At 39.6% G+C, this 23,635-nt stretch carries 19 protein-coding genes and 1 riboswitch; of the genes, 17 read left to right on the plus strand and 2 right to left on the minus strand.

Annotation, left to right across the window (positions count from 1 at the left end):
* The first annotated feature begins 74 nt into the window (after positions 1 to 74).
* Positions 75 to 1,415: a hemolysin family protein gene (locus tag FQ204_RS06365; RefSeq protein ID WP_144209987.1), complete on the plus strand. Its 1,341-nt coding sequence runs from the start codon at positions 75 to 77 to the stop codon at positions 1,413 to 1,415.
* Positions 1,416 to 1,444: 29 nt separating this feature from the next.
* Here FQ204_RS06365 and treR read toward each other — a convergent pair whose 3' ends face one another.
* Positions 1,445 to 2,158, minus strand: a complete 714-nt coding sequence (treR, locus tag FQ204_RS06370; RefSeq protein WP_144209989.1) for a trehalose operon repressor — start codon at positions 2,156 to 2,158, stop codon at positions 1,445 to 1,447.
* Between the two features lie 178 nt (positions 2,159 to 2,336).
* Here treR and treP point away from each other — a divergent pair, with 178 nt between their 5' ends.
* The 7 genes from treP (at position 2,337) to FQ204_RS06405 (ending at position 10,427) form a co-directional block, all read left to right on the plus strand.
* The gene (gene treP, locus FQ204_RS06375) at positions 2,337 to 4,349 is read left to right on the plus strand and encodes a PTS system trehalose-specific EIIBC component (protein WP_144209991.1); all 2,013 of its coding nucleotides are present in this window, start codon (positions 2,337 to 2,339) and stop codon (positions 4,347 to 4,349) included.
* A 175-nt stretch (positions 4,350 to 4,524) separates the two neighbouring features.
* Positions 4,525 to 6,156, plus strand: a complete 1,632-nt coding sequence (gene treC / locus FQ204_RS06380) for an alpha,alpha-phosphotrehalase (RefSeq protein ID WP_144209993.1) — start codon at positions 4,525 to 4,527, stop codon at positions 6,154 to 6,156.
* Between the two features lie 294 nt (positions 6,157 to 6,450).
* On the plus strand, positions 6,451 to 7,248 hold the full coding sequence (gene pflA, locus FQ204_RS06385) for a pyruvate formate-lyase-activating protein (RefSeq protein WP_144209995.1): 798 nt from the start codon (positions 6,451 to 6,453) through the stop codon (positions 7,246 to 7,248).
* 141 nt (positions 7,249 to 7,389) lie between these two features.
* Positions 7,390 to 8,325, plus strand: a complete 936-nt coding sequence (locus FQ204_RS06390) for a manganese-dependent inorganic pyrophosphatase (RefSeq protein ID WP_144209997.1) — start codon at positions 7,390 to 7,392, stop codon at positions 8,323 to 8,325.
* A 49-nt stretch (positions 8,326 to 8,374) separates the two neighbouring features.
* Entirely contained in the window at positions 8,375 to 8,887 is a 513-nt protein-coding gene (locus tag FQ204_RS06395) for a YiiX/YebB-like N1pC/P60 family cysteine hydrolase (protein WP_144209999.1), read from the plus strand.
* Positions 8,880 to 9,548 carry a DUF1803 domain-containing protein gene (locus FQ204_RS06400; protein ID WP_144210001.1) on the plus strand — a complete coding sequence of 223 codons (669 nt, stop codon included), beginning with the start codon at positions 8,880 to 8,882 and terminating at the stop codon, positions 9,546 to 9,548. Before FQ204_RS06395 ends, FQ204_RS06400 begins: the two co-directional genes overlap by 8 nt.
* A gap of 120 nt (positions 9,549 to 9,668) precedes the next feature.
* The gene (locus FQ204_RS06405; protein ID WP_144210003.1) at positions 9,669 to 10,427 is read left to right on the plus strand and encodes a CPBP family intramembrane glutamic endopeptidase; all 759 of its coding nucleotides are present in this window, start codon (positions 9,669 to 9,671) and stop codon (positions 10,425 to 10,427) included.
* A gap of 115 nt (positions 10,428 to 10,542) precedes the next feature.
* On the opposite strand, the gene FQ204_RS06410 is transcribed toward FQ204_RS06405, so the two are convergent.
* Positions 10,543 to 11,988 carry a UDP-N-acetylmuramoyl-L-alanyl-D-glutamate--L-lysine ligase gene (locus tag FQ204_RS06410; RefSeq protein WP_144210005.1) on the minus strand — a complete coding sequence of 482 codons (1,446 nt, stop codon included), beginning with the start codon at positions 11,986 to 11,988 and terminating at the stop codon, positions 10,543 to 10,545.
* A gap of 85 nt (positions 11,989 to 12,073) precedes the next feature.
* Between FQ204_RS06410 and FQ204_RS06415 the strand changes: the two genes are divergently transcribed.
* From FQ204_RS06415 to FQ204_RS06460, 9 genes are all read left to right on the plus strand, one after another.
* On the plus strand, positions 12,074 to 13,702 hold the full coding sequence (locus FQ204_RS06415; RefSeq protein WP_144210007.1) for a polysaccharide biosynthesis protein: 1,629 nt from the start codon (positions 12,074 to 12,076) through the stop codon (positions 13,700 to 13,702).
* 228 nt (positions 13,703 to 13,930) lie between these two features.
* Complete coding sequence (locus FQ204_RS06420; RefSeq protein ID WP_144210009.1) at positions 13,931 to 15,025, plus strand: cystathionine gamma-synthase; 1,095 nt, start codon at positions 13,931 to 13,933, stop codon at positions 15,023 to 15,025.
* Between the two features lies 1 nt (position 15,026).
* Positions 15,027 to 16,193 (plus strand): MalY/PatB family protein, encoded by a 1,167-nt coding sequence (locus FQ204_RS06425; protein ID WP_144210011.1) that lies wholly within the window; start codon positions 15,027 to 15,029, stop codon positions 16,191 to 16,193.
* Positions 16,194 to 16,262: 69 nt separating this feature from the next.
* A riboswitch (M-box (ykoK) riboswitch) is annotated at positions 16,263 to 16,415 on the plus strand.
* 263 nt (positions 16,416 to 16,678) lie between these two features.
* Positions 16,679 to 19,333 (plus strand): magnesium-translocating P-type ATPase, encoded by a 2,655-nt coding sequence (gene mgtA, locus FQ204_RS06430; RefSeq protein ID WP_144210013.1) that lies wholly within the window; start codon positions 16,679 to 16,681, stop codon positions 19,331 to 19,333.
* Positions 19,334 to 19,430: 97 nt separating this feature from the next.
* The gene (upp, locus tag FQ204_RS06440) at positions 19,431 to 20,060 is read left to right on the plus strand and encodes a uracil phosphoribosyltransferase (protein ID WP_003025639.1); all 630 of its coding nucleotides are present in this window, start codon (positions 19,431 to 19,433) and stop codon (positions 20,058 to 20,060) included.
* A gap of 88 nt (positions 20,061 to 20,148) precedes the next feature.
* Positions 20,149 to 20,763 (plus strand): ATP-dependent Clp protease proteolytic subunit, encoded by a 615-nt coding sequence (locus FQ204_RS06445; RefSeq protein WP_225791046.1) that lies wholly within the window; start codon positions 20,149 to 20,151, stop codon positions 20,761 to 20,763.
* Positions 20,764 to 20,854: 91 nt separating this feature from the next.
* Entirely contained in the window at positions 20,855 to 21,124 is a 270-nt protein-coding gene (locus FQ204_RS06450) for a DUF2129 domain-containing protein (RefSeq protein ID WP_144210018.1), read from the plus strand.
* A gap of 82 nt (positions 21,125 to 21,206) precedes the next feature.
* The gene (locus FQ204_RS06455) at positions 21,207 to 22,370 is read left to right on the plus strand and encodes an ABC transporter substrate-binding protein (RefSeq protein WP_144210020.1); all 1,164 of its coding nucleotides are present in this window, start codon (positions 21,207 to 21,209) and stop codon (positions 22,368 to 22,370) included.
* Positions 22,371 to 22,764: 394 nt separating this feature from the next.
* On the plus strand, positions 22,765 to 23,634 hold the full coding sequence (locus FQ204_RS06460; RefSeq protein ID WP_024052038.1) for a branched-chain amino acid ABC transporter permease: 870 nt from the start codon (positions 22,765 to 22,767) through the stop codon (positions 23,632 to 23,634).
* Position 23,635: the final 1 nt, after the last annotated feature.

Consider the following 23,635-nt stretch of genomic DNA (forward strand, 5'->3'; position numbering starts at 1 on the left):
TTTAACACTCCCTGTGCAAGAAGTCAAAAAGTATGCTATAATTAAGATTACTTATATATGAGGAGAGAACATTCATGGAAGACCCTAGCAGTCAGACCTTGTTACTGCAAGCTTTACTATTACTGGTTTTAACACTATTAAACGCCTTTTTTTCAGCAGCCGAGATGGCGATGGTATCTTTAAACCGCGCTCGTGTGGAGCAAAAGGCTGAAGAAGGCGATGCAAAGTACATTCGCTTATTGAAAGTTTTGGAAAATCCCAATCACTTTTTATCTACCATTCAAGTTGGGATTACCTTGATTACGATTTTGTCAGGGGCTAGTTTGGCCAATACACTCGGTCAGGAAATTGCTTCTTGGATGGGAAATTCCGAGACCGCAAGAGCTATTGCCAGCTTCTTATCTGTTGCTATTTTGACTTATATTTCCATTGTTTTTGGGGAATTGTATCCAAAGAGAATTGCTTTGAATCTTAAAGATTCCTTGGCAGTTCGCACAGCGCCAGTCATCATTTTCTTAGGAAAAATTGTCAGTCCCTTTGTTTGGTTATTATCCGCTTCCACCAATCTGCTCAGTCGGATAACACCGATGACCTTTGATGATGCAGATGAAAAGATGACACGTGATGAGATTGAGTACATGCTGACCAATAGTGAAGAAACGCTGGATGCAGATGAGATTGAAATGCTGCAAGGAATTTTTTCGCTAGATGAAATGATGGCACGTGAAGTGATGGTGCCTCGGACTGATGCTTTTATGGTAGATATCAATGATGATACCAAGGAAATTATCGAAAGCATCTTGAAGCAGAATTTTTCTCGGATTCCGGTCTATGATGATGACAAGGATAATGTTATCGGGCTTATTCACACCAAGCGTCTATTAAATGAAGCTTTTACCAATGGATTTGAGAACATTGTCTTGCGAAAGATTTTGCAAGAGCCGCTTTTTGTACCAGAAACGATTTTTGTAGATGACTTGCTGACAGAGTTGCGGAATACGCAAAATCAAATGGCGATATTGCTAGATGAATATGGTGGTATGTCTGGTCTTGTAACGCTAGAAGACTTATTGGAAGAAATTGTCGGTGAGATAGATGATGAAACAGATAAGGCTGAAGTAGAAGTGTATCAGGTTTCTGACCATACTTATTTCGTCCTTGGAACCATGAGTTTGAATGATTTTAATGAGTATTTTGCAGTAGAACTGGAAAGTGATGACGTTGACACCATTGCGGGCTATTATTTGACGGGTGTTGGCTCCATACCGGATGCGAAAGAACGTTTGAGCTATGAAGTAGAAAGTCAGAATAAAAAGCTCATTTTAACCAATGATAAGGTAAAAAATGGACGCGTGACGAAGCTCAAAGTGGAAGTTTCTGAAATAGTAGAAGAAGAAAAAGAAGTTGAGAAATAATCTCAGCTTCTTTCAATTTTCTAGGTCAATTACTTTTTTTGGCGCTTGGCAAAGTCAACAAAACGGAATTTTTCAAGTTTGTGGCGGCTATCTGTGAATTGGAATTGCTGTCCATTTGCGAGATAGACTTTGGACTTGACAGAAACGACATGTTGGTCATTTTCGATATCCAACAAAATTTTATCGCGGTTTGTGGCTAGATCAATTGTGATTTCTTTTTGGGCATAAGCAATGTGCAGTCCTAGTTTTCCTTCTAAATAAGCATAAATCGACTGTTCTGCTATTTCTCGAGACATGGAAGGGACAAGGCTTTTATCAAGGTAATCAATATCTAAGACGGAAGCGACGCCATCTACAACTCTCTGGCGGACGATCCGCCATACCAGACGGTACTCAGGGAAGCCTGTGAGATTAGATAATTTTCTATCAACCGTGATTTTTTCTAACTGGATGACATTTGTTTTAGAATTTATCCCATGTTGTTGCACAAGTTCTTGGTAACTAGTCAGATTGGAGACGGGAAAGTCAATCTGTTCTTGTTTAATGACCTTAGAGCCTTGCCCTTTCAGTTTTTTGATAAGACCAGCTTTTTGAAGTAAATCAAGTGACTTACGAATCGTATCACGGCTGACTTTGTAAGTCTGAACTAGGTCGTGCTCGCTAGGGAGATAATCGTTCATCTGGTATGTTTCATTAAGAATATCCTGTTCTAAGAGTTTAAAAATTTGCTCATACTTCTTCATATTTCTCTCACTTGTTTGGTTTTTATCATACAACTAAATATATTTTATCAAAAAAGAGCCTTTTTTACTACAAACAACTTGCCAACATCTTTGGTATCGTTTACAATAGGTGTATCAATCAATTGTACAATGATGAAAAAAGAAGGAGGGCGTTAGGGCAAACCTAAATAAACAGAAAATGGGAAAATTTGAGAAAGATGCCAAGGTTTTACTAGAGGCCATTGGTGGCAAGGAGAATGTCTCAGCAGTCAGCCATTGTGCGACTCGGATGCGTTTTGTACTAGCTGATGAGAAGAAGGCAGATGTAAAAGCAATTGAAGCGATTCCAGCTGTAAAGGGAACTTTTACTAATGCTGGTCAATTTCAAGTTATCATCGGAAATGATGTTCCGATTTTTTACAATGATTTTACAGCTGTATCAGGGATTGAAGGTGTTTCAAAAGAGGCGGCAAAAGCAGCAGCTAAGAGCAATCAAAACCCAGTACAGCGCGTGATGACCATGCTAGCGGAAATTTTTACCCCGATTATTCCAGCCATTATCGTTGGTGGGTTGATTCTTGGCTTCCGTAATATTTTGGAAGGTGTACAGATTCAGGCGCTCGGTCAAAAAATCGTTGATGGCGTAGCACAGTATGCGAAAGATGGGACACCAATTTACAATACGATTGTGGATGTATCACAGTTCTGGAGCGGAGTAAACTCATTCTTGTGGCTGCCGGGTGAAGCGATTTTCCACTTCTTACCGGTTGGTATTGTCTGGTCTGTTTCTCGTAAAATGGGAACCAGCCAAATCCTCGGTATCGTTTTGGGAATCTGTCTGGTGTCCCCTCAGTTGCTCAACGCTTATGCAGTGGCTGGTACGCCAGCTTCAGAAATTGCTAAAAACTGGGTGTGGGATTTTGGTTTCTTTACTGTCAGAAAGATTGGCTACCAAGCCCAAGTTATTCCAGCTCTTCTTGCAGGATTGTCTCTGTCTTATCTGGAAATCTTCTGGCGCAAACGCATTCCAGAAGTTGTGTCTATGATTTTTGTGCCATTCCTATCCTTGATTCCGGCACTGATTTTAGCGCATACAGTACTTGGTCCCATCGGTTGGATACTTGGACAATGGTTGTCAACAGCGGTGCTTGCAGGTCTGACTGGTCCTGTTAAATGGCTCTTTGGTGCAGTATTTGGTGCTCTCTATGCGCCGTTTGTTATTACGGGTCTTCACCACATGACCAATGCCATTGATACACAGCTTGTTGCAGATACAGGTGGTACTGCTCTATGGCCAATGATTGCCTTGTCCAATATTGCTCAAGGTTCAGCTGTATTTGCATACTATTTGATGAACCGTCATAATGAACGTGAAGCACAAATTTCTCTGCCAGCAACCATCTCAGCTTATCTGGATGTTACAGAGCCAGCCCTTTTCGGGGTCAACGTGAAATACGTTTACCCATTTGTGGCAGGAATGATTGGTTCTTCTATTGCGGGGCTCTTATCTGTAACCTTTAACGTCACAGCTAATGCTATCGGAATCGGTGGGATTCCAGGTATCTTGTCTATTCAAGCAAAATACATGCTGCCATTCTTCCTCATTATGTTGGTAGCTATTGCAGTACCGATGATTTTGACTTTCTTCTTCCGCAAGGCAGGCATGTTTACAAAGACAGAAGATGAAAGTGTCAAATCACCGCAAATTGAAGCCATTGACGAAGCAAAAGAAGCAGCTCCAAAAGTAGATTTTGCAGAAATTGCCAGCCCACTTGCTGGAGAAGTCAAAGAATTAAGCCAAGCAACTGATCCAGTCTTTGCTCAAGGTGTCATGGGACAAGGTGTTGTGATTGAACCTAGTGAAGGTGAACTTGTTGCGCCGGTAAATGGTGTCGTATCAGTGCTTTTCCCAACCAAACATGCTGTGGGAATCGTTTCTGATGAAGGTGTCGAATTGCTCATGCATATCGGTATGGATACGGTGAATTTGGAAGGAAAAGGTTTCGAAGCTCATGTAGCTCAAGGCGATAAAGTTAATGTGGGTGATAAGTTGATTTCCTTTGACATAGCAGCCATCAAAGAAGCAGGCTATGTGACAGAAACGCCTGTGATTATCACCAACCAAGATCAATTCCAAGCAGATGAACGTGGTCAACTTCCACGGACGATTGGACGCAGTGATAAACTCATGACAGCCACACGAATTGGCTAACATTCACCGCAGACAGGCTGAACTAGGAGAATGACTGACTGGTCAAAGTGTAGTCGGCAATTAAATGTTCTTCTCTGATCAGTGTGACGTTTGAAGAAATTCGCAATATAAAACTATAAAGGGGTGGGAGCGTAAGCCCCATCTCTTTCTTTTGTAAAATAGAAAAGGAAAACAAATGGCATTAGATAAAAGAAAAGTAGTGTATCAAATCTATCCAAAATCTTATAAAGATACCACAGGAAATGGTATTGGAGATTTGCAAGGAATCATTGAGAAAATTCCTTACCTTGCTAAACTGGGAGTGGATATGGTCTGGCTCAATCCTTTCTATCCTAGTCCACAGCATGATAATGGATACGATATTTCTGATTATACTGCGGTAAATCCACTCTTTGGAAGTATGGACGACTTTGAAGAAATGATTCAAGTTGGAAAAGAATATGGCATTGACTTTATGCTAGACATGGTGCTCAACCATTGTTCGACTGAGCACGAATGGTTTCAAAAAGCCTTAGCGGGAGACAAATATTATCAGGATTTCTTTTTCCTACGCGATGAGCCAACAGACTGGCTGTCTAAGTTTGGTGGTAACGCCTGGGCGCCGTTTGGAGACACAGGTAAGTATTATCTGCATCTTTTTGATGTGACACAGGCGGATCTCAACTGGCGCAATCCTCATGTCCGTGAAGAACTTTTCAAAGTTGTCAATTTTTGGTGGAACAAGGGTGTCAAGGGTTTTCGCTTTGATGTCATCAATTTGATTGGAAAAGACGAGATATTGGAAAATTGTCCTGAAAATGACGGGAAGCCAGCTTATACAGATAAGCCCATTGTACATGACTACCTACACATGATGAACGAGGCTACGTTCGGTCAAGATGATTCATTTATGACAGTTGGAGAAATGAGTGCGACTACTATTGACAACTGCATTCTCTATACAGCTCCGGAGCGACATGAGCTGTCCATGGCTTTTAACTTCCACCATCTCAAGGTAGACTATGAAAATGGTCAAAAATGGAGCTTGAAAAAATTTGATTTTGAGGAGCTCAAGCGTCTTTTCCACACATGGGGCAAGGAAATGAGTGACCATAACGGATGGAGTGCTCTATTTTGGAACAACCACGACCAACCTCGCGCCTTAAATCGTTTTGTAGATGTTCAGCATTTCCGCAATGAAGGAGCGACTATGCTTGCAGCAAGTATTCATCTATCTCGTGGCACACCATATATCTATATGGGAGAAGAAATTGGCATGATTGACCCTGACTATGATAGCATGGAAGATTATGCAGATGTCGAATCTTTAAACGCTTATCAAATGCTATTAAATGACGGCAAAACGCCAGAAGAAGCATTTAAGATTATTCAGGCTAAGTCCCGTGATAATTCTCGTACTCCTATGCAGTGGGATATGAGCGCAAATGCTGGTTTTACGACAGGCACTCCTTGGTTAAAAGCAGGCAAGTCTTATTCCGAAATCAATGTTGAAAATGAAGTTCATGGTCCGATTTTCACTTTCTACCAAAAACTAATTGCTCTCCGTAAAGAAATGCCTCTTATTGCAGAAGGGAACTACCAACCGGCTTATGAAGATAGCCAGCAAGTTTATGCTTTTGAGCGTCAATTGGGGGATGAAAAACTTCTGGTGCTCAATAATTTCTACCCAGATCCGATTACGGTAGATGTCTTGCCAGACTATCAGAATGGTGAAGTCCTCCTTTCTAATTATGAAGAAGCTCAAACAGCAGCAGTTGTGACCTTAAGACCTTATGAAAGTTTGGCAATTATTGTAAATAAACGCTAAATACAAATAAATTGTAAAATCGACTGAATCATTCAGCCGATTTTTTTAAGTTGCCAGGCTATGTAATCTTTCTATTCTCATGATATCATGTAGAAAAAATAAATCTTAAAAAATTGGCAACTGTATAGCAGTTTTCACCAACTACAATATGTACTATCAATCCTTATTCTTTTGAAAAATATTGAAAATAAAACTGAAAAACAGATTATTTTCTAAAAAATAGACAAATTGTTCCTCTATCTAGAAAAGAAGTGTTATAATAGTAATATAAAACGTTTTCAAGAGGATAAGGCGATGGAAAAAGAAGTAATTGATTATGGAAAAGTAACAGGTATGGTCCATTCGACTGAAAGTTTTGGAGCTGTTGACGGACCTGGTATTCGTTTCATTGTCTTTTTGCAGGGTTGTAAAATGCGTTGTCAATATTGCCACAATCCAGATACATGGGCAATGGAAACAAATAATTCAAGAGAGCGAACGGTGGAAGACGTTTTGCAAGAAGCGCTTCGTTATCGTAGTTTTTGGGGTAAAAAAGGTGGGATTACAGTAAGTGGTGGTGAAGCCCTCTTACAGATCAATTTTGTGACAGCCCTCTTTACCAAAGCTAAAGAGCTGGGGATTCATTGTACTTTAGATACTTGTGCGATGCCTTTTCGCAATACACCAGAATATCTCAAAGTTTTTGATCGACTGCTTGAAGTGACTGATTTAGTGTTGCTGGATATTAAGGAAATCAATGATGCTCAGCATAAATTTGTAACAGGGCATACCAATAAAAATATTTTGGAATGTGCAAAATATCTGTCTGATAAAGGTGTTCCAATGTGGATTCGTCATGTTTTGGTTCCAACTTTGACAGATCGTGATGACGACTTAAAAGAGTTAGGTGAGTTTGTCAAAACCTTAAAAACAGTTGATAAATTTGAAGTGCTGCCGTATCATACAATGGGAGAATTCAAATGGCGTGAATTGGGTATTCCTTATCCATTAGAAGGCATAAAACCACCAACTGCTGACCGAGTAAAGAATGCCAAAGAACTCATGAAAACAGAATCCTATACCGAGTATATGAACCGTGTGCACAATAGTTGATAAAAACAAAGTGAGATGTTGATGAGCACTCAAAAAGTTAGACAGGAAATCTAACGATTGGGTGCTTTTCTACCCCTCTCTTTGTGAAAAACTCAAAAATATGCTAAAATAAGGTGTATAAAAAGTTTACGAGGTACTATCATGTCTAAAATTTTAGTTTTCGGTCATCAAAATCCAGATTCAGATGCTATTGGGTCATCTGTAGCATTTGCTTATCTTGCGCGTGAGGCTTATGGATTGGATACAGAAGCAGTTGCTTTGGGAGAACCAAATGAAGAAACAGCTTTTGTCTTGGATACTTTTGGTGTAAAAGCACCGCGTGTGGTGACATCTGCAAAAGCAGAAGGCGTTGAGCAAGTTATTTTAACAGACCACAATGAATTTCAACAATCTATTTCTGACATTGCAGAAGTAGAAGTGTACGGCGTTGTGGATCATCACCGTGTAGCGAATTTTGAAACAGCCAGCCCACTTTATATGCGTTTGGAGCCTGTTGGTTCAGCTTCTTCTATTGTTTATCGCATGTTTAAAGAATCTGGCGTAGCTGTACCAAAAGAACTGGCTGGTCTAATGCTATCAGGTTTGATTTCAGACACTCTTCTTTTGAAATCACCAACTACACATCCAAGTGATAAAGTCATTGCTCCAGAATTGGCTGAACTGGCTGGTGTGAATTTGGAAGAATACGGTTTGGCTATGCTTAAAGCTGGAACGAACTTAGCCAGCAAAACAGCAGAAGAACTGATTGATATTGATGCTAAAACATTTGAATTAAACGGAAATCAAGTTCGTGTGGCACAAGTCAACACAGTTGATATTGCAGAAGTCTTGGAACGCCAAGCTGAACTGGAAGCAGCTATTGAAAAAGCAAATACGGCTAATGGTTACTCTGACTTCGTTTTGATGATTACCGACATTGTCAACTCAAACTCAGAAATCCTAGCAATCGGTAACAATATGGACAAAGTAGAGGCAGCTTTCAATTTTGTTCTTGAAAACAACCACGCTTTCCTTGCTGGCGCTGTTTCTCGTAAAAAACAAGTTGTTCCGCAATTAACAGAAAGTTTTAATGCTTAAGAATAGAATAAAAAGGGAGTTTCGGCTCCTTTTTTGATACAATAGTTCTATGAAGATTCAGGATTTACAAAACGGGGATTTATTATTTGTATCCAGTCAATCTGATATGGCAGAAGCTATTCAGCGATCAACTGGGCGGTATAATCATGTGGCAATCTTTTTTGACGGCTGGATGTACCATGCGACAAGTGAGCAAGGGGTCATAAAGCAGCCGATAGAAGAGTTTTTACAGGTTGATGAATGCTATGCTGTTTATGCTTTTCCTGACATAGATGTGAAAGCTGTCTGGAAAAGAGCAAAGCAGCATCTTTCCAAGCCTTATAATAATAGCTTTTATCCAAATACGACAGGTTTTTACTGTTCTGAATATATTGCGGAAGTCCTGCCCATTTTTGAAACCATTGCTATGCAGTTCGGTGATAAAGAAGAGGAAATTGCTCCTTTTTGGCAGCAGTATTACAAGGAATTGGGGCTAGCTGTTCCTCTTCATCAGCCGGGAACCAATCCTAGCCAATTGGCTCAATCTGAAAAATTAGTTTATAAAGGAAGATTAGATGATTAAAGTAATCAATCCCAGTCGCTTAACCCGTCAGCCCTTTTTTCACGAATTGATAAATTACTTAGACCGACATGACGATGTTACTTTGCGAGAGATAAAGCGTGAATTTGCAAACTTTTCCAATATTGATCGCTCCATAGAAGATTATATTAAGGCAGGCTATGTACTTCGGGAAAATAAACGCTATTATCAAACTCTTCTTCTGTTGGAAAATATGACGGATTTGTCTTTGGATCAGGAAGTATTTGTGCGAGATGACAGTCCTCTTTATCAAGAATTGCTGAATGTGCGTTTTGAGACACATTTAACCAATCAAACAAACCAAGCTATTTTAGTAGAAAAAACAGATTTTCTCAGAGAACAGTTGACGCTTTCCAATTATTTTTATAAGGTGAAGCAACAATATTCATTGACCAATCAGCAGCAAAAGCTCTATGAGTTGGTAGGAGATGTGAATCCTGAGTATGCTTTGAAATATATGACGACTTTTCTATTAAAATATGGTCGAAAAACTGAGCTGATACAAAAACGGCGCGATATTTTTGTAGATGCTCTGGTGATTTTAGGCTACATCGTGCCTAACGAAACAGGAAAATACAAATTAAAGTTGGATTTTGATAAGGAAACATTGACCTTTCGTGTAAAGGAGTCGGCAGACTTTTAAAATAAACACCATAGAATAATAAAATTTTAAGATTTTTTTGATAAATTTATAGATATAAGAGTTAAGTTTAGCAAGATTTGGTAGTCACTAAATCATTTCGTTTCATGAAAGGAATATATAGTGAATTTTTTAGCAAAAATTCGGCCCTCTCAACCGTTGAAGTATCTGAAATGGTTTGATATTGTCATCGTGACAGCTTTGCTATTGGGGCGATTTATCTATCGCTCGACAGAGCTCTATCTTGCCAACTTGTCTCCGTCCACTACAGCAGCAATAGCAGATGCAACTAGTAAAACAGCAAATGACGGGGCAGCTTATGTTAGCAACCTAGAATGGCAGCTCCTTATGTTAGCTTTGACGATAGCCTACTTAGTACTTCGGCGTTTTGATTTTAAGCAGTTGCCGATTCGTCTATCGTGGTCGGTACTCTTTTGGGTTCCCTTTATCTTTGCGGTGATGGGGATTTTGGCAGACACGGTGACAACCCTTAGCGGAGAATATAATTATTTTAATCCGCAATTATGGAAATACATTGATCTGCTAGAAATTTTCCGTAAGTTTACTGATTTGACACCGATGCTGATTCTCTATGCTTTGCTCAATGGCTTTTACGAAGAATTTTTCTTCTTGGGGCTGTTGACCTCCGTAAAAGACAAATATAAGTGGTGGGTTCTTCTGTATTCGACGCTCATTCGTGTTTCTTTCCATACCTATCAGGGAATGCTCTGGGCGCTGACGATTGGTGTTGGTTTTGGACTTCTCTATTATTTCCTTTACAAATACAAGGTTAAAAATCTCTTGCCTTTCTTCCTCGTACATGCTCTTGCAGATATGTATGGATCAAGTCTAATGTATGTTTTGATCAGTTGGAGAAAATAAAATCATAAAGCAAAATCATGATTCCAAAAGAACCGCGATTATCTCACTTCTTGTACTAGCATGAACTTGTGAACTAATAAAGGTCGAGAACGTTTGTCTCGACCTTTATTAGTTTTTATAAATATTTTTCAGCTATGGCATAATCACCTAGATAGTCAGCTTTTTTACCATTTATAATTTGGTAGCAATCAGCGCCTTTGCCTGCTAGAATGACAGCATCGCCTTCTTTACTAGTTAAGCCAAGGGCTTTTTTAATAGCTTCTTCGCGCTCAGCAATCATGTCAACATCAAAGGACATGTAAGAAGCAATTTCTTTTGCAATGGCAATTGGATCTTCGTAATTTGGATCATCTGCGGTTAAAATCACCGTTAGTTCAGGATGTTGATTCAGCAAGAGGCCAAAGTCCTTGCGGCGACTTTCGCCTTTATTTCCAGTTGCACCAAGTACCAAAACAATCCTACCTTTTTGATGTTCTTGAACGACAGATAGGAGATTGGCGAGGCTGACACCATTGTGTGCGTAGTCTACAAACACTTTGGCACCATTTTTTTGAGTCAGCACTTCCATACGTCCAGGTACGCGTGTGCTTGCAATTCCCTTCTTGATGTCCGCAATGGAAGCACCCAAGCGGAGACAAGCAAGTCCAGCGGCAAGCGCATTTTCTTGGTTGAAACGGCCGATTAGCTGAATGTCAAATTTTTCTGTTAGGATTCCGCTTGTTTCAAAAGAGAAGGCTTGTGAGTGATGAATTTGATTGTCTGAATGCTGTCCGTAGAAATCATGTTCCATAGAAGCGACTTGCTCAGCCAAAACTTCAAAATAATCCATTTCGCTATTAACGACAACAGCTCGGCTATTTTCCATGAGAAGCCGTTTATGATAAAAATAGTCTTCAAATGTCGGGTGTTCAATTGGTCCGATGTGATCAGGACTAATATTGAGAAAAACGCCAACATCAAAGGTTAAACCGTAAACCCGCTTTTTCAGGTAAGCCTGACTGGAAACTTCCATGATGAGATGAGTTCGCCCATTCTCAACAGCTGTCGCCATCATTTTGAACAAATCCAAGCTTTCCGGTGTTGTCAAAGTAGATTTGAAGAAATGTTTTCCATCAAGCGTCGTGTTCATGGTAGACAAGAGAGCTGGCTTGTGACTTTGCTGGAGGATATGATAGGCAAAATAAGCAGACGTTGTCTTTCCTTTGGTTCCTGTAAATGCGAGCAGTTTGAGTTTATCTTGTGGATTTCCATAAAATTCCATGGCAAGAAGGCTCATGGCTTGCTTTACGTCATTGACTAGAATCACTGGGATAGTGACTTCAAAATCCGTCTCACTGACATAGAACTGTAAGCCTGATTCAACAGCTTTTTCCAAAAATTCTTTTTTAAAATTGTCACCTTTGACAAAGAAAAGAGTTGAAGCAGTAACTTCGCGACTGTCGTAGCTGATATCATCAAATGTGAAATCAGTGGCTTTATAATGGAAATGTCCTTGGTCAATAATTTCACGGAAATTGTGATCGTTTTTTAAAATGTTTAATGCGTTTTCAATTGTTATCATATTTCTATTGTAAACTTAATGGCGAGGTTTTACAAGCGGAAAGGAAAAGTTTATAATAAGATGAGACTATTTTTAGAGGTTATGTATGGACCAACAAACAACAAATCAACAAAAGCAAATGCTTTTAGGGACAGCTTGGCTAACAGCTAGTAACTTTATCAGCCGTTTTTTAGGGGCAATTTATATTATTCCTTGGTATATCTGGATGGGGAAACATGGTGCAGAGGCCAATGGCTTGTTTACCATGGGCTACAATATTTATGCCTGGTTTCTTCTGATTTCCACAGCAGGTGTACCTGTCGCAGTCGCTAAGCAAGTCGCCAAGTACAATACGATTGATCAAAAAGACCATAGTTTTACTCTCATTCGTGAATTTTTGAAATTCATGCTCTTGCTGGGAGTCGTTTTTGCAGTGATTATGTATCTCTTATCACCGTTCTTTGCGCGTGTATCAGGTGTCGGAAAAGAACTGATTCCAGTTATGCAGAGTTTGTCATGGGCTGTGCTGGTCTTTCCAGCTATGAGCGTTATCCGTGGCTTTTTCCAAGGGTTTAACAATTTGAAACCATATGCAATCAGTCAGATTGCTGAGCAGGTGATTCGTGTGATTTGGATGTTGCTTGCAACATTCTTCATTATGAAATTGGGCTCTAAAGACTATGTTGCGGCAGTTACACAATCAACATTTGCTGCATTTATCGGAATGTTTGCCAGTATGGCGGTTTTGGTTTATTTTCTTTGGAAAACCAATCTCTTGTCGTCTATCTTGCATAAACCGACTAATAGCGCTAATATCAACAGTCGTGCTCTTTTGGTTGATACAATTCGTGAAGCTATTCCATTTATCATCACGGGTTCGGCTATTCAGCTTTTCCAAATCATTGACCAGATGACTTTCATCAACTCTATGAAGTGGTTTACCAATTATAGTAATTCACAGCTGGTGGTCATGTTTAGCTATTTCTCAGCCAACCCCAATAAAATTACCATGATTTTGATTGCGGTAGCAACTTCTATCGGTGGTGTTGGGATTCCACTATTGACAGAAAACTATGTCAAAGGCGATTTGAAATCGGCGGCACGACTTGTTCAAGATAACCTTAGTATGTTGCTGCTGTTTCTTTTACCAGCAACGATTGGCTCTGTCTTAGTGGCGCGGCCATTATACACGATTTTCTATGGGCGACCAGATAGTTTAGCTTTAGGTTTGTTCATTTTTGCTATGTTACAGACAATTATTCTTGGGATTTATACTGTCCTGTCTCCAATGATTCAAGCGCTTTTCCAAAATCGTAAAGCGATTATCTATTTTGGCTATGGAGTTCTTGTTAAGCTCATTTTGCAAATTCCATTTATTTATCTGTTCAGAGCTTACGGACCGCTTCTGGCAACGACAATCGGACTCATCGTTCCAATCATCCTGATGTACCAACACATTCGCCAAGTGACAGGACTCAATCAAAAAATTCTTTTGAAACGGAGTTTATTGATAGGAATCTTAACGGCGGTTATGGCTCTTTTGATTGCCATTGTGGAAGTCGTACTTGGATTTGTTTTTCATCCAAGTGGACGCATTTCTAGTATGCTTTATTTAGCTATTATTGGTGGCTTGGGGATTGCCATTTATGGAGCAATGGCTTTGCGAGTTCGCTTGCTAGACCGATTTATTGGTGAGAAAGCCCAAACCTTGCGTCAAAAATTTCATATTCATTAAAAGGCTGCAAGGCTTTTTAATGTTGTAGAAAATTTATAAAAATTAAGCTATAATGAAAATAGCTATTCTTGCAATCAAGTTCTATAATCTTTTGAATAGTCAGTATAGTTTAAAACTATATCTAGCTCTTGAAAAGAACAAAACACAGTATTTTCGTAAGATGTTACAATAGAGTCACTTAGAATAATAAAGGTTGATTGATTCTATTTCGATCTTATGGAGGTTATTATGGATAAAAAATTACAATTAGATACTCTTTTAGCTCATGCTGGTATTAAAACAGATGAAGCAACAGGTGCATTGACAACTCCTTTGCATTTTTCAACGACCTATCAGCATCCAGAATTTGGAAAATCTACAGGTTATGACTATACGCGCACGAAAAACCCAACGCGAAGTAGCTTGGAAAAAACCTTAGCTGCTATTGAAAGTGCGGATTATGCATTAGCCACTAGCTCAGGAATGAGCGCCATTGTTTTGGCCTTTAGTGTTTTTCCAGTTGGAAGCAAGATTCTAGCGGTTCGTGACCTTTATGGCGGCTCTTTTCGCTGGTTTCATCAAGTAGAGCAAGAAGGTCGCTTTCACTTTACATATGCAAATACGGAAGAAGAATTGCTTGCGGCTTTAACAGAGGATATAGATGTAGTGTATCTGGAAACCCCGACCAATCCGTTAATGCTTGAGTTTGATATTGCGGCTATTGCAGAAAAAGCTCATGCAAAAGGTGCAAAGGTTATTGTAGATAATACGTTTTATACTCCAATCTATCAGCGACCATTGGAAAATGGTGCTGACCTCGTTCTTCATTCAGCGACCAAGTATTTAGGTGGGCACAACGACGTCTTAGCAGGAGCCGTTATGACGAGTGACAAAGAGCTTTATGAGGATCTATTCTACAATCTCAATACGACAGGAGCTGTTTTGTCTCCATTTGATAGTTATCTCTTGCTTCGAGGTTTGAAAACCTTGTCTTTGCGTATGGAGCGTTCAACAAAAAATGCGCAAGCTGTAGCAGCTTTTTTGAAAGATTCGCCAGCAGTAAAAGAGGTTCTCTATCCAGGAAAGGGTGGCATGGTTTCCTTTAAAGTAAAGGATGAAGCAGTTATTCCACAGCTGCTAAATACGCTAAAAGTTTTTACCTTTGCAGAAAGCTTGGGCGGTGTAGAAAGCTTGATTACTTATCCTGGGACACAAACACACGCAGATATTCCAGCTGACGTGCGGAAATCCTATGGTTTAACGGATGACTTATTGCGATTGTCCATTGGTATTGAGGATAGCCAAGATTTGATAACAGATTTAAAATTTGCTTTGGAGGTATAATATGAGCAAATACAATTTTCAAACAGCACCGAATCGCTTATCTCACCACACTTATAAGTGGAAAGAGACAGAGACAAATCCTCAATTGCTGCCAGCATGGATTGCAGATATGGACTTTGAGGTCATGCTGGAAGTGAAAAATGCGATTCATGACTATGCAGAGCAGTTGGTTTATGGCTATACTTATGCGAGTGATGAGCTGCTCCAAGCGGTGCTGGATTGGGAAAAGAGCGAACATCAATATTCGTTTGATAAGGAAGATATTGTTTTTGTAGAGGGTGTTGTGCCAGCTATTTCCCTTGCGATTCAAGCCTTTACCAAAGAAGGGGAAGCTGTTCTAATCAATTCTCCTGTCTATCCCCCCTTTGCTCGTAGCGTTCGCTTAAACAATCGAAAATTAGTATCCAATTCTCTCAAAGAAGAAAATGGTCTATTTCAAATTGACTTTGAGCAGTTGGAAAAAGAGATTGTCGAAAACAATGTGAAATTGTATCTTCTTTGCAATCCGCACAACCCAGGAGGACGCGTCTGGGAAAAAGAAGTTTTAGAAAAAATAGGTCGTCTCTGCCAAAAGTATCATGTTATTTTGGTCTCAGATGAAATTCATCAAGACTTGACCTTGTTTGGTCACCAACACCTTTCTTTTAACACGGTTTCATCAGATTTTAAAGAATTTGCTATTATACTGTCCAGTGCTACTAAGACTTTTAATATTGCAGGTACCAAAAATTCCTATGCCATTATTGAAAATCCTTCATTACGTGCGCAGTTTAAACGTCAGCAGCTTGCCAATAACCACCATGAAGTTTCAAGTTTAGGTTACATTGCGACAGAAACGGCTTATCGCTATGGCAAACCTTGGTTGGTAGCATTGAAAGCCGTTTTAGAGGAAAATATTCAATTTGCGGTGGATTATTTTGCCAAAGAAGCTCCGCGTTTAAAAGTGATGAAGCCACAAGGAACGTATTTGATATGGCTTGATTTCAGTGACTATGGTTTGACAGATGATGAACTCTTTACTTTACTGCATGACCAAGCAAAAGTCATTCTCAATCGAGGAAGCGATTATGGAAGTGAGGGCGAACTTCATGCAAGGCTGAATATTGCAGCTCCTAAGACCTTAGTAGAAGAGATTTGCAAGAGAATCGTGCGTTGTTTGCCGCAATAAGAATGAAAAGAAATTTTCAGAAACAACCATTTTGGGTTGACAATCATTCTTAAGTGGAGTATAGTTAGTATGAAAAATCGGTAGGTGAGGCTACCATAGGGATACGGATGACTACCGCAAAGTAGTGGAGACACTACGCGTTGGTTAGCAGTTGAGATCGCTAAGGTTTCGACTAATGTCATTTCACCGCCCTACGGAGTTAAAGCTTGAACGGTAACACAAGACATACAGTCCTGCCATGTTTTTTCATGGTAGGATTTTATTGTTTTTTAGCTGATTTTTTAAAAGGAAAATGCAAGGGAAAGGAGTGAGGAATATGCCAAATGATGATCACCCGAGTCAACAGAAAATCAGTCGATTACCATACGTGAGCTTTCCTCATGCTCCCTTTGGAATCGACTCTAGCAAATGAATGACATCTGAGCAAAAAGACTGTGTACAGTTATTTTGTTGCTTGGATGTGTCTTAGATAGAGGAGAAAATCAGTGAAAACAGCAAAAGAAAGATTAACAGATGCTCTTCGCATGTCTGTACTGGATACGATGACTTTTTTCAACACTTCCAGAGCAGGACTGACAGAAGAGCAAGTTGAAGAAAATCGCGACTTATATGGCGAAAATGAATTGACAAAAGGGCAAGAAGATTCAATTTTTAAAAAGATTTATGAGTCTATTATCAATCCTTTTACCGTTATTCTCTTACTTATTGCATTGGTATCCTTGGTGACCAATGTTTGGCTGGCAAAGCCAGGGCAAGAAGATCCGACGACATTTATCATCATCGTTGTTCTTGTTTTGTTGTCTGGCAGTATTCGCTTTGTGCAAGAATTGCGGAGCGACAAAGCAGCCAGCAATCTTTCACGTATGATTGTCAATACAGTGACAGTTGTTCGTGAGGGAAAAGAACAAGAAATTCCAATTACAGAATTAGTGGTGGGAGACATTATTCGCTTGAGTGCAGGAGATATGCTACCAGCAGATGTGCTAATTTTGGATTCACGCGACTTCTTTGTGCAACAGTCAGGTTTGACAGGTGAAAGTGACGCTGTTGAAAAAATGGCGCTGGATAAATGTGAGACAAAAGAAGCAGATAGCTTGCTTGAGTCTGAAGCACTTGCTTTTATGGGAACCAATGTGATTTCTGGTCGTGCCAGCGCACTTGTACTTGTTGTCGGGGACGATACCAAGATGGGCGCCATTGAGCAAACGCTTAATACGTATGACGAACCAACTTCATTTGAGCGGGAAATGAACAGTATTTCGTGGCTGCTCATTCGTCTCATGCTGGTACTTGTGCCCGTTGTCTTTTTCATCAATGGTCTGACAGACGGGGATTGGCTCGAAGCTGGGGTGTTTGCATTAAGTGTCGGTGTTGGTTTGACACCAGAAATGCTGCCGATGGTCATTACTGCAAGCTTGGCTAAGGGTTCGATTCTTATGGCAAAAGAAAAAGTTGTCATCAAGAAACTCAATGCCATTCAAGATTTGGGAGCGATTGATATTCTTTGCACGGATAAAACAGGGACATTGACGCAAGATGAAATCGTCTTGGAATATCCGCTGGATATTCATGGAGAGCTTGATTTAGCCGTTCTTCGCAGGGCGTATCTCAATTCGTATTACCAAACAGGGCTAAAGAACCTGATGGATCGTGCTATTATCAATCGGACAGAAAAAGAAGCAGAAAAGCACGAAATTGTTCGTAATTTAGACCAAACTTTTAAGAAGATTGATGAATTGCCTTTTGACTTTGAGCGCCGTCGTATGAGTGTGCTGGTGCGAGATGATGAAAATGTCGTTAGCATGGTGACAAAAGGTGCTTTGGAAGAAATGCTAGCCATTTCAAAATATGTCGAAGACAAAGGGAAAATCCTTCCTTTGACAGAGGAAATTCGTCAAGAAATTTTAACAGAAGTAGCACAGTTAAATGAGCAAGGTCTGCGCGTGCTGGGGGTTAGCTATCGCTCAGACTTAGATGCTGACTATGAATACACAGTAGAAGATGAGTCTGATATGATTTTGACGGGTTATCTTGCTTTCCTTGACCCGCCAAAACCTTCTGCAGCGCCTGCTATCAAGGCTTTAACAGAATATGGCGTAGCAACCAAAATTTTGACAGGGGACAATGAAAAAGTCACAGAAGCAGTCTGTGAAAAAGTTGGCTTAGATGCAGAACATATCCTACTTGGCTCCATGATTGAAACGATGTCGGATGACGAATTGAGCAAAGTTGTTGAAACCACAACTGTTTTTGCTAAATTATCTCCTGACCAAAAAGCGCGCATCATTTTACAGCTGAAAGCAAACGGGCACAAGGTTGGTTATATGGGAGACGGTATCAATGATGCTCCTTCTATGAAAGTGGCTGATGTAGGGATTTCAGTTGATACAGCTGTCGATATTGCCAAAGAAACAGCTGATGTTATCTTGTTAGATAAGGACTTGTTGGTGCTTGAAAAAGGCTTGGTGGAAGGTCGAAAAGTCTATGCCAACATGACCAAGTATATCAAGATGACGGTCAGTTCTAACTTCGGGAATATCTTTTCCTTGTTAATTTCAAGTATTTTCTTACCATTTTTGCCTATGGCGCCGATTCATCTGATTGTGCTAAATTTGGTGTATGATATTTCTTGTATCGCTTTGCCGTTTGACAATGTCGACCGTGAATTTTTACAAAAACCGCGCATTTGGAGTGCTAAATCCATTACGCGCTTCATGGCTTGGATTGGTCCGATTAGTTCGATTTTTGACTGTATGACCTTTTTGATTTTGTTTTTTATCATTGCACCGATGATGACTGGCTCTGTTTATCATCATGGGATGTCTAGCGATTTCATCACCATTTTCCAAACAGGCTGGTTTATTGAGTCCATGTGGACCCAAACGATGGTTATCTACATGTTGCGCTCACCCAAATTGCCATTTATTCAAAGCAGACCGGCTTTGTCTGTAGTCATGACGACCCTAGCAGCAGTATTCTTTGTCACCTTGTTACCCTATGGTCCTTTTGCAGCTCTTTTAAAAGTCGCTCCATTAAATGGTACCTATTTCTTATTCTTAATCCTCATCATGGTTTTCTATATGACAAGTGTCACGTTTGTGAAGCATCTTTATATTAAGAAATACCATGAATGGTTGTAAGCAGTTGAGAATCTTTGAAAAGGCTTGTTTGTCACGAGCTTTTTTCATGTTTTTTTGATATAATAAGAAGAATAAATTGAAAGAAGGAAAAACAATCATGGAAAAATTTCAAGTGATCGCACATCCGCTCATTCAGCATAAATTGTCTATCTTACGTCGTACGGATACGTCTACTAAAGCCTTTCGTGAGTTAGTAAATGAAATTGCTATGCTGATGGGCTATGAAGTTTTACGTGACTTACCATTAGAAGATGTGGAAATTGAAACGCCGATTACAAAGACGGTTCAAAAACAATTGGCTGGTAAAAAATTAGCCATTGTCCCAATTTTACGTGCAGGTATTGGTATGGTGGACGGCCTTTTGAGCCTTGTGCCAGCTGCTAAAGTCGGACATATCGGAATGTATCGTGATGAAGAAACTCTAAAACCAGTTGAATACCTTGTCAAATTACCAGAAGATATTAGTCAACGTCAAATCTTCGTGGTAGATCCAATGCTGGCGACAGGAGGTTCTGCTATTTTAGCCATTGATTCATTGAAAAAACGCGGAGCACATAATATTAAATTTGTCTGCCTTGTTTCAGCGCCAGAAGGTGTGAAAGCTTTACAGGAAGCTCACCCAGACGTGGAAATCTTTACAGCAGCCCTCGATGATCACTTGAATGAAAACGGCTATATCGTTCCAGGATTGGGAGATGCAGGAGATCGTCTTTTCGGTACAAAATAATGAGTTTTATGTTTGACCTTTTTTGACCAAAAGGCTATAATAGTCTCATATTTGAAAAATCTCGCTAAAAATTGTTAGTCAGATTAAAATATCAGATGAAAAGGAGAATACAATGATTCCTGTAGTTATTGAACAAACAAGTCGTGGGGAACGTTCGTACGACATTTACTCACGCCTTTTAAAAGATCGCATTATTATGCTAACTGGAGCAGTTGAAGATAACATGGCCAATTCTATTATTGCCCAATTGCTTTTCCTTGACGCCCAAGATAGTACAAAAGATATTTATCTTTATATCAATACACCGGGTGGTTCTGTATCGGCTGGTCTAGCGATTGTTGATACTATGAACTTCATCAAATCAGATGTCCAAACAATTGTCATGGGGATGGCTGCTTCCATGGGAACCATCATCGCTTCAAGTGGTGCTAAAGGCAAACGCTTTATGCTGCCAAATGCAGAGTACATGATTCACCAACCAATGGGTGGAACTGGCGGTGGTACCCAACAAACCGATATGGCGATTGCAGCTGAACACTTGCTGAAAACACGGAATAACTTGGAAAAAATCCTTGCGGACAACTCAGGAAAAACGGTTAAGCAAGTGCACAAAGATGCAGAACGCGATTATTGGATGAGTGCTCAAGAAACCTTGGATTATGGTTTCATTGATGAAATCATGGCAAATAATAATTTAAACTAATCATTTGTTTATTACTGTATGAAAAATGTCCTCTGATGGGCATTTTTTTGATATACTTATAAATGATAAAAATAATTTAGAAAGAAAATTCATGTTTAAAAAAGAAGAACGCACAGGGATAATTGTGTATTTGTATTATAATCGAGATGTGAAAAAAATAGAAGCTATTGGGGACATTGTCTATCATTCTAAAAAGCATCGTTACCTCCAGCTGTATGTAGATACTGCGCAAGTAGATCGTATTGTTGAGAAACTATCTAAAGAAAAATATGTCAAACAAGTACGAGTCTGCCATATTCAAGAATTGGACACAGACTTTGTTGGAAGCCTGTTTAGAGATAAAGAAAACGTAAACATATAAAAAAATCTCATTTACCACTTGACAATTGTCAGATAATTCGGTATATTCTTAACATATCATTTCGGAACGAGGAGATAAGAATATGAAGAAAAAATTTGCTCTATCATTTGTTGCCCTTGCAAGCGTTGCCCTTCTTGCCGCTTGTGGGGAAGTAAAGTCAGGTGGTTCCAATGCAACTGGTACAAAAGTTGCTGATAAGACCATTAAAATTGGATTCAACTTTGAAGAAACGGGTGCAACAGCAGCATACGGGACAGCTGAACAAAAAGGTGCCCAACTTGCTGTTGATGAAATCAACAAAGCAGGCGGTATTGATGGCAAGAAAATTGAAGTTGTTGACAAAGATAATAAATCTGAAACAGCAGAAGCTGCTTCTGTCACGACTAACTTGGTAACCCAATCAAAAGTAAATGCAGTTGTAGGACCTGCGACTTCTGGTGCAACAGCAGCAGCTATTCCCAATGCAACAAAAGCAGGTGTGCCTTTGATTTCACCTAGTGCTACTCAAGATGGCTTAACAAAAAATCAAGACTACCTATTCATTGGGACTTTCCAAGATAGTTTCCAAGGGAAAATCATTTCTAAGTATGTCACAGAAGAGTTAAAAGCGAAAAAGGTTGTACTTTACACAGATAACTCAAGTGACTACGCTAAAGGTGTCGCAAAAGCTTTCCGTAATGCCTACAAAGGTGAGATTGTTGCAGATGAAAAGTTTGTCGCTGGTGATACGGATTTCCAAGCAGCTCTTACCAAGATGAAAGACAAAGATTTTGATGCGATTATCGTCCCTGGATACTACACTGAAGCTGGTAAAATTGTCAACCAAGCGCGTGGTATGGGAATTGATAAGCCAATCGTTGGTGGTGACGGCTTTAATGGCGAAGAGTTTGTTCAACAAGCAACACCAGCTAAAGCTTCAAATATCTACTATATCTCAGGCTTCTCTTCAACAGTTGATGTCTCAGATAAAGCAAAGAAATTCCTTGAAGCTTACAAAGCTAAATACAACAATGAAGAACCTTCAACATTTGCAGCGCTAGCATACGACTCTGTTTATCTTGTTGCCAATGCTGCCAAGGGTGCTAAAACATCTGTTGACATCAAAGACAATCTTGCCAAAACAAAGAATTTTGAAGGTGTAACAGGTGACACTAGCTTTGACAAGAATCATAACACTGTCAAAACAGCCTTTATGATGACCATGAACAATGGGAAGGTCACAGCAGCTGAAACGGTTAAGCCGTAATCCTTCGCAAGAAATTGCTTAAAATATATTTTATAGTGTATAAAAGAGTAACTATTTATGGTGAACATCGTAGATAGTTACTTCTCTTTATATAGAAAAAAAGAAAATAGACAGGACAAGAGTCTTAGTCTTAAGAATATGATTCATTATGGTTTGTAAGACCTAGTGATTGATTGTTAGAGATGTTTTAAGCTGTTGAAAATCAATCAACTGTGAAGTGAGAGCTACAAGACCTGATGGTCGCTTTTGCTCAAACTTAGAATAGGTGAGTGAGAAAAATCAATTTTTTTTGAAATGATGACTTGACTCGCTCCCTTTTTCACGATAGGATAAGAAAGATGTGAATCATCATATCGTCCTTTCATCTATATTATATTTAGAAAGTGTGGTGGCCATGCTCCAACAACTTGTTAATGGTCTGATTCTGGGAAGTGTCTATGCTTTGCTCGCTCTCGGTTATACCATGGTTTATGGGATTATCAAACTCATCAACTTCGCTCATGGAGACATTTATATGATGGGAGCTTTTATGGGGTATTTCCTGATTAACTCTCTTCATCTTAATTTTTTCCTTGCTTTGATTTTGGCGATGGTTGGGACAGCAGCTTTAGGCGTGCTGGTTGAGTTTTTGGCTTATCGTCCATTGAGAAATTCAACCCGAATTGCAGCTTTGATTACTGCGATTGGTGTTTCGTTTTTCTTGGAATATGTGATGGTCTATTTTGTGGGAGCCAATACTCGTTCATTCCCACAAGTGATTGAAACGGTTCGTTATAATTTTGGACCGATTAGTCTGACTAATATCCAATTGATGATTTTGGTTATTTCCTTGATTTTAATGGTATTGCTGCAAGTTATTGTTCAAAAGACCAAAATGGGAAAAGCCATGCGGGCAGTTTCTGTCGATAGTGATGCGGCGCAGTTAATGGGAATCAATGTTAATCGTACAATTAGTTTCACTTTTGCTTTAGGTTCTGCTTTGGCAGGAGCAGCAGGTGTACTCATCGCGCTTTATTATAATTCCCTTGAGCCTTTGATGGGAATGACACCAGGGTTGAAATCGTTTGTCGCTGCAGTACTTGGTGGGATTGGTATTATCCCAGGAGCAGCATTGGGAGGCTTTGTCATTGGTCTATTAGAAACCTTTGCAACAGCTTTTGGTATGTCAGACTTCCGTGATGCGATTGTGTATGGCATTTTAATCTTAATCTTGCTTGTTCGTCCTGCAGGTATTCTTGGTAAGAATGTGAAAGAGAAGGTATAGA

Source organism: Streptococcus constellatus, from assembly GCF_902167705.1.
Classification (GTDB): Bacteria; Bacillota; Bacilli; order Lactobacillales; family Streptococcaceae; genus Streptococcus; species Streptococcus constellatus_A.